This window comes from Arthrobacter sp. P2b (genome assembly GCF_900168295.1).
Taxonomy (GTDB): domain Bacteria; phylum Actinomycetota; class Actinomycetes; order Actinomycetales; family Micrococcaceae; genus Arthrobacter.
Genome location: NZ_FVZL01000001.1, coordinates 770635 through 782574 on the forward strand (window position 1 = coordinate 770635; position 11940 = coordinate 782574).

Sequence of the window (11940 nt, forward strand, 5' to 3'; positions counted from 1 at the left end):
ATGACCAAAAGCGCCGACACGCACTGCCCTTACTGCGCCCTGCAGTGCGCCATGACGCTCACGTCTCCAGCGGAACTGGCCCCGGCTACCCAGCCGGGGCCAGTCCCCGTGACTGCACTGCCTGCCCCGGCGTCCCCCGCCGCGGCTCCCGCTGCCCCTGCCGCCCTCCTCGAGGTCCAGGGACGCGACTTCCCCACCAACCGCGGCGGGCTGTGCCGCAAGGGCTGGACCTCCGCAACGCTGCTCAACCACCCGGGCAGGATCACCGAGCCCCTGCTGAAAGGCCCGGACGGCGTCCACCGCCCCATCAGCTGGGAGCACGCCTTGGACCTCGCCGTGTCCGCCGTGAAGGATGCCCGCGCACGCTACGGTGCGGACGCCGTCGGCGTTTTTGGCGGCGGCGGCCTCACCAACGAGAAGGCCTACATGCTGGGCAAATTTGCCCGGCTGGCCCTCGGCACGTCCCGCATCGACTACAACGGCCGCTTCTGCATGTCCTCAGCCGCCGCCGCCGGGATGCGGGCCTTCGGCGTGGACCGCGGCCTCCCCTTCCCGCTGGAGGCCCTGGACACCGCCTCCACCATCATGATGCTCGGTTCCAACGTGGCCGAAACCATGCCGCCCTTCGTGCAGCACCTCAAGGGAACGCGCGACGCCGGCGGGCTGATCGTGGTGGATCCCCGCCGCTCCGCCACCGCGGCCTTCACGTCCGACGGCGGCGGCCTCCACCTCCAGCCCCTGCCGGGCACCGACCTCACCCTGCTGCTGGGCATCTCCCACGTGGTCATCCACGAGAACCTGGTGGACACTGCCTTTATCGAGGAGCGCACCTCGGGCTACAGCGCCGTAGTCCGCAGCGTCAACTCCTTCTGGCCCGAACGCGTCCAGTCCCTCACCGGCGTCCCGGCCGAACTCATCCGGGAAACCGCCCGCCGGCTGGCCGCCGGAGCCCGCCAAGGCGGCAGCTACATCCTTACCGGCCGGGGCGTGGAACAGCACATCGACGGCACCGACACCGCCACCGCCGCCATCAACCTCAGCCTCCTGCTGGGCCTGCCGGGCTCTGCCCGCAGCGGCTACGGCACGCTCACCGGCCAGGGCAACGGCCAGGGCGGCCGCGAGCACGGCCAGAAGGCGGACCAGCTGCCCGGCTACCGCAAGATCACCGATCCCGCCGCCCGCGCCCATGTGGCCGGAGTGTGGGGCGTCCCGGAAGAACTGATCCCGGGGCCCGGGCTGCCGGCCGTACAGCTCCTGAAGTCCCTGGGAAAGCCCGACGGCGTCCGCTGCCTTTTTGTCCACGCCTCCAACATCGCGGTGGCCTCCCCCGACGCCAACGCCGTAATCGACGGCCTGCGCAGCCTGGACTTCCTGATGGTCTGCGACTTCTTTATGTCCGAGACCGCCGCCGAGGCCGACCTTATCCTTCCCGTCCTCCAGTGGGCCGAGGAGGAGGGCACGCTGACCAACCTCGAAGGCCGCGTCCTGCGCCGCCGCCGCGCCCTGACACCGCCGGCCGGAGCCCGCAGCGAACTGTGGATCATGGCACGCCTGGCGGAGGCCCTCGACGCCCCCTCCAGCTACAGTGAAGACCCGGAAACCGTCTTCGAGGAACTCCGGCTGGCCTCCGCCGGCGGGCTCGCCGACTACTCCGGAATCGACTACGCCATGCTCGACCGGGGAGAGGCCGCCTACTGGCCCTACCCCGCGGGCAGCACCGGAACGCCGAGGCTGTTCCAGGACCGCTTTGCGCACCCCGACGGCAAAGCCGTGATGACCCCGGTGACGCCGCGCCGCCGTCGTACCCCCGCTGCCAATCCGGACCCGGCCGCGAAAACCATGACCCTCATCACCGGCCGCCTCCTGGAGCACTACCAGTCCGGCGCCCAGACGCGCCGGGTGACCGAACTCCTGGCGTCACAGCCGGAAGCGCAGATGCAGATCCATCCGGCGGCAGCGGAAGCGATGGGTATCACCGCCGGTTCCCTGGTGTCCTTGGCCAACGAGCGCGGCGAGGTGGTGTGCCGGGCCGAGCTGAGCACGGCCATCCGCCCCGAGACGGTCTTCCTGCCCTTCCACTTCCCCGAACTCGAAAGCGCCAACCGCCTGACGGAGGCCGCCACGGACCCCGTTTCCGGGATGCCCGAGTTCAAGTTCAACAAGGTTTGGGTCCGGCCGGTGGCCGTTCCCCTTTCCAGCAACGTGCTTCAAACGACGGAGGCCTCATGAACGAGCAGATTGTCATTGTGGGATTCGGCCCGGTGGCGGCCCGGCTGGTGGACGAGCTGCTGCCGGCCGTACGCGCCGGACACGCCCGCCTGACGGTGGTCGGAGAAGAAGCCGAAGCCGCGTACAACCGCGTCCTCGTGGCCGATCTCGGGGTGGGACGCACCACCGCCGACGCGCTGGCACTCTCCGACGCAGACGCACTGGCCGCCGACGGTGTTGACGTCCGCCTGGGCGTCCGCGTCCGCCGCGTGGACCGCGCCCGGCAGCAGGTCCTCCTGTCCGACGGTTCCACCGCCCATTACGACCGGCTGGTCTTCGCCACCGGTTCCCGTCCGGTGATCCCCAACCTCACCGGCATCAACCCCGATCCCTCCTCCCCTGTCCTTCCGGCGGGTGTGACGGCGCTGCGGGACCTCCGCGACGCGGATGTGCTGCGGCAGGCCGTGGACGGCGGCAAGCGCGTGGTGGTCCTGGGCGGCGGCGTCCTGGGCCTGGAGACGGCCCTCGCCGCGGCCGAGGAAGGTGCCACCGTTACCGTTGTGCACAACGGCCCGCACCCGCTGGGACGCAACATCGACCGCGGCGGCGGGGCCGTCCTGGCCGCAGGGCTGCGGCGCTGCGGCGTCCGGATGGCCGGCAACGCGCGGTCCACCGGGGTTGAGCACAACGCCCCCGACGGCGGCTTCTCGGCTCTGCTGCTTGACGACGGTTCGGCGATTGACGGGGACCTCCTGGTCATCTCGTGCGGGGTTCGACCCCGCACCGAACTCGCCGAAGGCTGCGGACTGTCCACATCCGCCGGGATCCTGGTGGACCACCGGCTCCGGGCGCATCACGAGCCGCACATATTTGCCATCGGCGACTGCGCGGAGGTTCTCTGCCCGGATCCGGAGTGTGCAGCCTGCCGCAACGCGAAGGGCCCCTCCGGCCTGGTGGGGCCGGGCTGGCGCCAGGCTGAATGGCTGGGTGAGTACCTGGGCCTCCTCGCTGCAGGCGCCGTGGAGGACGCTGACCTGCTGCCGGAACTGCCTGCTGAGCAGCCCGGCGTGATCGTCCTCAAGGCGCGCGGCATGAACATGGCAGTGGCCGGGGACAACAGCGCCGAGCCGTGGGACGAGGAAGTCCTGACTGCGGGTGCAGTGAACGGGCGGCCACGCCTGCAGATCGCCCAGTGGGCGGATCCGGAGCACGGCCGCTACGTGAAGATGACCACCCGCGGCGGCGTGCTGGAAGGCCTGGTGTCGGTGGGAATGCCGCGCACGGCGGCCGAGCTGGTGGGGCTCTTCGAGCGTTCCGCCGAGCTGCCCGCGGACCGGTCACTGCTCCTGCGCCTCGATGGGCCGGACGGGCTGCCCGGTGCCGGGGCTGCCGACCCGCAGAGCACCGTTTGCCGGTGCGCAGGCGTCAGCGGGGCGGCGATCCAGGGAGCGGTCGAGGACGGCTGCTCCACCGTTTCCGAGGTATCCAAGGCAACCCGTGCCGGCACCGGCTGCGGCGGCTGCCACGAAGACATCAAGGGGCTCATCGAAAAACACTTCCGGGCGGTCTCGACCGCCTAACCAAGCCCCCAGCGGCTGAGCCTGGCGAAACCGCGGCTCTTACGCCGGAGCCTTTGGAATGATGATCCACAGCGCGATGTAGACCAGCTCGCCGATTCCCACCAGGCCGAAGATCACGAAGCCCAGCCTGACCAGGAATTTGGGGAGGCCGAACCGGGCAGAAAGGGCCGCGCAGACCCCGCCGATCATCTTTCCGCGGCGGGGCCGCTCAAGTGCCATTGACACGGGCCCGCCCTACCCTTCAGCCCGTGCTTCGTCGGCGGCGAGCTCGCCGCCGGCCACTGCCTCGGCGTACTTCGTGAGGTCCGGTCCGGGCTGGAAGTCCACGAACTGGTCCTTCAACTTCTCGAACAGGAACTTGTACACCTCGTCCTTGTCCTTGCCGGCCAGGGACGATGCTGCTTCCCGGACTGCTTCCTGCAACGCCCGGTCGGCGTCCAGCAGGATTTTCTCGCGTGCCTGCTCGTTCCATATAACGTCCTGCAGATCCATGGGAGTCTCCTTGCGTTGACGGCTGATGCAGGGACGGCCGGGAAATTCCCTGATGAAATTCCCGGCCGGTCCTTGAAGGAGTCTATGCAGGTGGCGTGCGAAGGGTCCAGACCTTCACACAGGCGCCTTTGGGCTACAGGTGCACGTGCAGGCGCCGCGCCGCTTCGGAGATGGACCCGGTCAGCGACGGGTACACGGTGAACGTGCTGGCGACGTCATCCACATGCAGCTTCTGCTTGACCGCGATGGAGATGGGGAAGATCAGCTCCGAGGCGTTGGGGCCCACCACAACGCCGCCGATGACGGTGCCGGAACCCTTACGGGCGAAGATCTTGACGAAGCCGTCCCGGGCGTTGCGCATCTTTGCCCGGGCGTTGCTGCGCATTGAAAGCTTCACGACGTCACCCTGGTACTTGCCGGAATCGATGTCAGCTTCCGAGACGCCCACGTTGGCGATCTCCGGGGAGGTGAAAATGTTCGAAGCCACCTGGTGCAGTTTGAGGGGTGTTACCACGTCGCCCATGAAGTGCGCGACGGCGATCCTGCCTTGCATGGCGGCCACGGAGGCCAGCGGCAGGACGCCGGTGCAGTCGCCCGCGGCGTAGATGTTCGGCGCCGACGTGCGGGAGACGCCGTCCACCTTGATGTGGCCGCTCTCGCTGAGCGCCACTCCGGCTTCCTCCAGGCCAATGCCGGCGGTGTTGGGAATGGATCCGAGGCAGAGCAGGCAGTGGCTGCCGGTCACCTTGGTGCCGTCGCCCAGGGTGACCACTACGCCGTCGTCGGTCCGTTCCACGGCCTCCGCGCGCGAGCGGGACAGGACCCGGACGCCGCGGCGTTCGAACACTTCCTCCAGCACGACCGCCGCGTCGACGTCCGAACCGGGAAGCACCCGGTCACGGCTGGAAATCAGCGTCACCTTCGAGCCGAGGCCGTTGTACGCGGAAGCAAATTCGGCGCCGGTCACACCGGAGCCCACCACAATCAGGTCCTCGGGCAGCTCATCCAGGTTGTAGATCTGCGTCCAGTTGAGGATGCGTTCGCCGTCCGGCCGTGCGGTGGGCAGCTCACGCGGGTGCGCGCCAACGGCCAGCAGAATGGTGTCCGCCTCCACGATCTCCGTGCCGTCCACCGTGAGGACCTCGATGGTGTGGTTGTCCAGCAGGCGGCCCGACCCGGCAAGGATGCGCACGCCCTGGATCTCCAGGCCATCGTGAATGTCCTTGGACTGGCTGCGGGCAAGGTTAAGCAGGCGGTCGTTGATGTGCTTGAGGTCCGCCCGCATCACCGGTACAAAGTCGCCGCCGTCGACGTCGAACTTCACGCCCAGCTCGCCCGCCTCGGCGACGCGGGTCATCAGGTCCGCCGTGGCGATCAGGGTCTTGGACGGCACCACGTCGGTGAGCACGGCGGATCCGCCCAGCCCGGCGCGTTCGATGATGGTGACCTGCGCCCCCAGCGAGGCGGCCACCATGGCGGCTTCGTACCCGCCCGGACCACCTCCCAGGATTGCGATCCGGGGCGAACTGAAATCTGGATGCGTAGTCACAATGAATCATTCTCGCTTATCCCCGCCGCAGCACCAAGAATTTCCGGCGCCGGCGGAACGGCGTGTACTGGGCGCACCAGGGGCGGCAGGATAACTTGTACCAGTGAGTACAACAGACTTCCTGAACACGGATCCCTTCGCCGCCGCACGCGCCGCGGCAGACTACATTGCCGAAGAAACAGGAGTGGACAGCCACGACGTCGCCCTGGTGCTTGGTTCCGGCTGGGGCGCAGCAGCAGACCTCATCGGTGAAACCACGGCCACCCTTTCCGCCGAGGAGGTACCCGGCTTCCACGCCCCCGCAGTGGAAGGGCACGTGGGCACTATCCGCTCCGTGCTGACCCGCGACGGCAAGCGTGCCCTGGTCCTGGGCGCCCGTACCCACTACTACGAAGGCAAGGGAGTGCGCGCCGTGGTGCACGGCATCCGGGCCGCGGCAGCGGCGGGCTGCAGCACCCTGGTCCTCACCAACGGCTGCGGCGGACTCAACGAGGACTGGGCCCCGGGCACGCCGGTACTCATCAAAGATCACATAAACCTCACCGCGGCCTCGCCCCTGGAAGGCGCCACGTTCGTTGACCTGACAGATCTTTACTCTTCCCGGATCCGCGGGCTGGCCCGTGAGGTTGATCCCAGCCTTGATGAGGGGGTGTATGCCCAGTTCGCGGGTCCGCATTACGAGACGCCCGCGGAGGTGCAGTATGCCAAGCGCATCGGCGCCGACCTTGTGGGCATGTCCACGGCGCTGGAGGCCATCGCCGGGCGGCACGCCGGGATGGAGGTGTTCGGCATCTCGCTGGTCACCAACCTCGCGGCCGGCATCAGCCCCCAGCCGCTGAGCCACCAGGAAGTCATCGAATCAGGGCAGGCTGCCGGCCCCAGAATTTCAAAACTGCTCGCCGGCATCATCGCCAAACTCTGAAAATGCGGAGTCACTTCAGGCCCATTTCGGCGCCTGCTTCGGGCCGCCTCTGACCCCGCGTGGCATGAAGTCAGGGAGCAATGACGATAGGTTTATGCCCATGACGTCTTCCGGTGCCGATTTACGCCTGCTCGATGAAGCCCGCGAATGGGCTTCCCAAGATCCGGATCCCGCAACGGCGGCTTCCCTCCTTGAGCTCGTCAGGTCGGTCGAAGACGGGGACGCTGCGGCACGGCAGGAACTGGAAGACAGCTTCCAGGGCACCCTCCAGTTCGGCACCGCGGGACTGCGCGCTCCCTTGGGCCCCGGGCCCAACCGGATGAACCGCGTGGTGGTGCGGCGCGCTGCCGCCGGATTGGCGGCCTTCATTGTTGACGCAGTCGGCAAAGCCTCGCCCGGAACGCGGCCACGCGCCGTCGTCGGCTATGACGCCCGGTACAACTCGGACGTTTTCGCGGTGGAAACTGCCGCGATCTTCACCGCCGCCGGGATCGAAACCTTCCTCATGCCGGCAGCGCTGCCCACGCCCCTGCTGGCGTACGCCGTCCGGGCATTGCAGTGCGACGGCGGCGTGATGGTTACTGCCAGCCATAACCCCCCGCAGGACAACGGTTATAAGGTCTACCTAGGCCGCCATGCCGTGGCGGAGAGTGGCAACGGCGCCCAGATTGTCACGCCGTACGATGCCGATATTGCGGAACGAATCAACGCCGTGGGCTCCCTGGACTCGATTGTGCTGGCGCCGGAGGGCTGGACCGTCCTGGACGGGTCCATTGCCTCTGACTACCAGCGCGCCACGGCGGAGCTTGCCCGGCGGGACCATTTTCCGGCGCGGGACCTCCGTATTGTCCTGACCCCCATGCATGGCGTCGGCGGCGAAACCGCACTGGCCGTATTGAACGCGGCAGGTTTCCGGGACGTCACCCTGGTGGCCGAACAGGCCGAGCCTGATCCGGATTTTCCCACCGTTAGTTTCCCCAACCCCGAAGAGCCCGGCGCCCTGGACCTTGCCCTGGAAACGGCAGCGCGGCTGGACGCCGACATCGTGATCGCCAATGATCCCGACGCCGACCGCGCGGCCGTTGCCGCCAAGGACCCGGACACGGGCGCATGGCGGATGCTCCGCGGCGACGAAGTGGGAGCCCTGCTGGGAGCGCACGTGGCGGCCAGGTTCGCCTCCGGCGCCACGGATGCGGGCGAGGCGGAGGGGTCGAAGGGCGTCTTCGCGAATTCGATCGTATCCTCGCGCCTGCTGGCCCGCATTGCGGCAGCTGCCGGCTTCGCCCACGAAGAGACACTCACCGGCTTCAAGTGGATTTCTCGGGTGCCGGGACTGGTCTACGGCTATGAAGAGGCGCTGGGCTACTGCGTGGCGCCGGACCAGGTGAAGGACAAGGACGGCATCTCTGCCGCCGTGCTGATCGCCGAACTTGCCGCCGCCGCGAAAGCCGACGGGAAGACCGTCTTTGACACCCTGGACGAGCTGTACCTGCAGCACGGCCTGCATGCCAGCGACCAGCTCAGCATCCGGGTTGCCAACCTGGGGCTCCTGGACGCCATGATGAACCGGCTGCGGGTTTCACCGCCGGAATCCTTCGGGTCATCCACGGTGGAGGTTTTCACCGACCTGGCGGAGGGCACGGACCAGCTGCCGCCTACCGACGGGCTTCTGTACGTCACCCGAGACCTCACCAGGGTGATCATCCGGCCCAGCGGCACCGAGCCGAAGCTCAAGTGCTACCTGGAGGTCATTCACCAGGTGGGTGCCGCAGCGGAACTGCCGGCAGCCCGGCAGGTGGTGCGTGCTGCGCTGGACGAGGTGCTGCGCGATGTCAGCGAGGCTCTAGGGCTTTAAAACCCGAAAGGGCGCCCCACCGGGCGCCCTTTTCCTGCTTTGAGGTGTCGAAGCTGCCGGTTACAGCTCCACCTCGATGAATCCGTCGGTAATGCGGGTGCTGAAGGTTGCGATGCTCAGGCCGGGGGTGCTGAAGCATTCTCCGGTTTCCAGGTCGTAGACCTCTTTGTGCAGGGGCGATGCGATGGTGGGCCGGGTCCCTTTCGAGCCGAGGATTCCGCGGGCCATGACGTGCGCGCCGGTGGCCGGATCCTCATGGGCCACCGCGAAAACTTCACTGGGACCGGTGCGGAAGAGCGCCAGCTGGCGTCCGGCGACGAGGGCGGCTTCACCCCAGGCGGGTTCCAGGTCCTCCACCCGGCACACGCGGTGCCATTCGGCGGTGGTCTCAGTTCCGGCTTCGAGTGCCCCAAGTTCCAGTGTTGCCGTCATGTCCGGCTCCTCTCCCTGTGCTGGTTGTCCCTGCGTTCAGCCACCTTTGCGGCCACGTTCCACGCTAGGGCGCGGGTGTTTCGTTGGCATGCAGTGAATGTGTCCGTCTCGTAAAAGACACCTAACCCGGCCGGAAATGCGTTCGTGATGCAGAAGTTAAGTTCGCGAAACAATTGGGAAACTGAAGCGAAACTGCGTCTCCCTAGTCTGGATGGACACTCGTCACCAGAAGGCTGCAGGAAACGCTGCGGCCCATGCGAAAGGCCCACAGTGACCGAACAGACTTCACGCACCGAGACTCCGCGCCGCATCGTCGTCGCCGGCGGCGGCCCTGCGGCCCACCGTTTTGCGGACGCAATGCATGCCCGCGGCCTCGACGGCTGGCATGTCACGGTCCTCACTGAGGAAACGCACCTCCCCTACGACCGTGTGGCGCTGTCCAAGGCCCTCACCGAAAAGGACGTTGACCTCACGCTGGGCAACGCGTCGATGTGGGACCACCCTTCCCTGGAGCTGAAGACCGGCGAGCGCGTGGTCAAGATCAATGCCGAAGCCAAGACGGTGGAAACCGCTGCCGGCACGGTAGTCGAATACGACGAACTGGTGGTGGCCACCGGCTCCAACGCGGCGCGCCTGCCGATTCCCGGCAACGAGCTCACGCACGTGTACCGCACGCTCGAAGACGTCTGGGCCATCAACGAGGCCATTACCCAGCTCACGGAAAAGTTGGGCCGCAAGGTCAACGCAGTCACCATCGGTGGCGGCCTCCTGGGGCTCGAGTCCGCAGCCGGCACTGAGCAGCTGGGCGCCAACCCGATCGTCATCGACGGTTCGCAGTGGCTGATGGCCACCCAGCTCGACGAAGGCGCAGGCCAGGCAATGGGCCGGCTCATCAAGGCAAAGGGCTTCGAAGTCCACGGCGGCGTCTTCCCGTCGGAAGTATTGTCCGACGACGACGACCAGGTCACCGGCGTCCTGATGGCCGACGGCCGCGTCATCGACGCCGACCTCGTGATCGTCGCCATCGGCGTCCGGCCGCGCGATGAACTCTTCCGCGCCGCAGAAGGCGAGGAGCAGATCTTCTCGCTGGGCCAGCGCGGCGGTGTGGTCATCAACGATTACTGCGCCACCGAAGTACCCGGCATCTGGGCCATCGGTGAAGTGGCCAACTTCGGCGGCATGTGCCTGGGCCTGGTTGCCCCGGCCAACACCATGGCCGAGATCGTGGCCGACCGCCTGCACGGCGGCGACGCCACCTTCCCCGGCTTCGACACCGCCACCAAGCTCAAGCTCTCCGGCGTGGACGTCGCCAGCTTCGGTGACGCGTTCGCGAAGACCGAGCACGCCCTCGAAATCGTCTACGCCGACCCCGCCCGCGGCGTGTACCAGAAGATCGTCACCACCGACGACGCCAAGACCCTGCTGGGCGGCATTTTCGTAGGCGACGCTTCACCGTACATGAGCCTGCGTCCGCTGCTGGGCCGCGAACTTCCCGCCGAGCCGGGCGCGTTCCTCAGTGCGGCCGGCGGCGGCGACGCCCCGGAAACCGAACTGCCGGACGACGCAACGCTCTGCTCCTGCAACAACGTCACCGCCGGAAGCATCCGCGACGCCATCAACGGCTGCGGCGCCTGCGACGGCAACGCCCCCGTCCAGGAGCTGGGCGAGCTGAAGGGCTGCACCCGCGCCGGTACCCAGTGCGGTTCCTGCGTCCCCATGCTCAAGAAGCTGCTCGAGACCGAACTGACCAAGTCCGGCGTCGAGGTCTCCAAGGCCCTGTGCGAGCACATCGAACTTTCCCGCCAGGAACTGTTCGACGCCATCCGTGTCCTGGAACTGAGCTCCTTCGAAGAAATCATGGCCAAGTACGGCACCGGCGCCGGCTGCGACATCTGCAAACCGACCATCGCCAACATCCTGGCCAGCCAGAACAGCGCCTACGTTTTGGATGCCGGCCGCGGCACCCTGCAGGACACCAATGACCGCGCCCTGGCTAACATGCAGAAGGACGGCACCTACTCGGTGGTCCCCCGCATCGCCGGCGGCGAGATCACCCCCAAGAAGCTCGGCGTCATCGCCGCGGTGGCCGAGAAGTACAACCTGTACACGAAGATCACGGGCGGCCAGCGCATCGACATGTTCGGCGCCCGGCTGGAACAGCTGCCGGAAATCTGGAAGGAGCTGGTGGACGCCGGCTTCGAGTCCGGCCAGGCGTACGGCAAGAGCCTGCGTACGGTGAAGTCCTGCGTCGGCTCCACCTGGTGCCGGTTCGGGGTCCAGGATTCGGTGGCCATGGCCATCCAGCTGGAGCTCCGCTACCGCGGCCTTCGCAGCCCGCACAAGCTCAAGATGGGCGTCTCCGGTTGCGCCCGGGAATGCGCCGAAGCCCGCGGCAAGGACGTGGGCGTGATCGCCACCGCCGATGGCTGGAACCTGTACGTCGGCGGCAACGGCGGTGCCACCCCGGCCCACGCCCAGCTGCTGGCCAAGGACCTCGACGACGAGACGCTCATCAAGTACATCGACCGCTACTTCATGTACTACATCCGCACCGCAGACCGGCTGCAGCGCACGGCCCGCTGGCAGGAAGAACTCGACGGCGGCATCAAGCACGTCGAGGACGTGGTGGTCAAGGACACCCTGGGCATCGCCGCTGACCTTGAAGCAGCCATGGCGAAGCACGTGGACACCTACATCGACGAGTGGGCCGACACCCTCAAGGACCCCGAGCGCCTGCGCCGGTTCCGTTCCTTCGTCAACGCTCCGGACCAGAAGGACGACTCCATCACCTTCGTCCCGGACGAGCGCGGCCAGATGCGCCCCGCCACGCCCGAGGAAAAGGGCAAGGTCCTCATCGGCGCCTCCATCCCCGTGCGGTCCAGCAACGAGAACGAGGTATAGC

9 protein-coding genes are annotated in these 11940 nt (G+C 67.5%); 5 read left to right on the forward strand and 4 right to left on the reverse strand.

The genetic code is table 11. The features are described 5' to 3' along the window. Both B5520_RS03420 and B5520_RS03425 read left to right on the forward strand, forming a co-directional pair. Entirely contained in the window at positions 1 to 2229 is a 2229-nt protein-coding gene (locus B5520_RS03420) for a molybdopterin oxidoreductase family protein (protein WP_079595627.1), read from the forward strand. Further along, complete coding sequence (locus B5520_RS03425) at positions 2226 to 3788, forward strand: FAD-dependent oxidoreductase (RefSeq protein ID WP_079595628.1); 1563 nt, start codon at positions 2226 to 2228, stop codon at positions 3786 to 3788. Before B5520_RS03420 ends, B5520_RS03425 begins: the two co-directional genes overlap by 4 nt. Positions 3789 to 3827: 39 nt before the next feature. Here B5520_RS03425 and B5520_RS03430 read toward each other — a convergent pair whose 3' ends face one another. The 3 genes from B5520_RS03430 to B5520_RS03440 all read right to left on the reverse strand — a co-directional run bounded on the left by B5520_RS03430 (position 3828) and on the right by B5520_RS03440 (position 5829). Next, positions 3828 to 4007, reverse strand: coding sequence for a PspC domain-containing protein (locus B5520_RS03430; protein ID WP_079595629.1), 180 nt, complete (start codon positions 4005 to 4007; stop codon positions 3828 to 3830). Positions 4008 to 4022: 15 nt separating this feature from the next. Continuing rightward, positions 4023 to 4280 carry a hypothetical protein gene (locus B5520_RS03435; protein ID WP_079595630.1) on the reverse strand — a complete coding sequence of 86 codons (258 nt, stop codon included), beginning with the start codon at positions 4278 to 4280 and terminating at the stop codon, positions 4023 to 4025. A gap of 133 nt (positions 4281 to 4413) precedes the next feature. Next, complete coding sequence (locus B5520_RS03440) at positions 4414 to 5829, reverse strand: NAD(P)H-quinone dehydrogenase (protein ID WP_079595631.1); 1416 nt, start codon at positions 5827 to 5829, stop codon at positions 4414 to 4416. Between the two features lie 103 nt (positions 5830 to 5932). Between B5520_RS03440 and B5520_RS03445 the strand changes: the two genes are divergently transcribed. Together B5520_RS03445 and B5520_RS03450 are read left to right on the forward strand one after the other, a co-directional pair. Beyond that, complete coding sequence (locus B5520_RS03445) at positions 5933 to 6751, forward strand: purine-nucleoside phosphorylase (RefSeq protein WP_079595632.1); 819 nt, start codon at positions 5933 to 5935, stop codon at positions 6749 to 6751. A 100-nt stretch (positions 6752 to 6851) separates the two neighbouring features. Then, the gene (locus B5520_RS03450) at positions 6852 to 8606 is read left to right on the forward strand and encodes a phospho-sugar mutase (protein WP_176156745.1); all 1755 of its coding nucleotides are present in this window, start codon (positions 6852 to 6854) and stop codon (positions 8604 to 8606) included. 60 nt (positions 8607 to 8666) lie between these two features. Here B5520_RS03450 and nirD read toward each other — a convergent pair whose 3' ends face one another. After that, positions 8667 to 9038, reverse strand: a complete 372-nt coding sequence (nirD, locus tag B5520_RS03455; RefSeq protein ID WP_079595634.1) for a nitrite reductase small subunit NirD — start codon at positions 9036 to 9038, stop codon at positions 8667 to 8669. Positions 9039 to 9308: 270 nt separating this feature from the next. Here nirD and nirB point away from each other — a divergent pair, with 270 nt between their 5' ends. Further along, positions 9309 to 11939: a nitrite reductase large subunit NirB gene (gene nirB, locus B5520_RS03460; RefSeq protein ID WP_079595635.1), complete on the forward strand. Its 2631-nt coding sequence runs from the start codon at positions 9309 to 9311 to the stop codon at positions 11937 to 11939. Position 11940 lies beyond the last annotated feature (1 nt).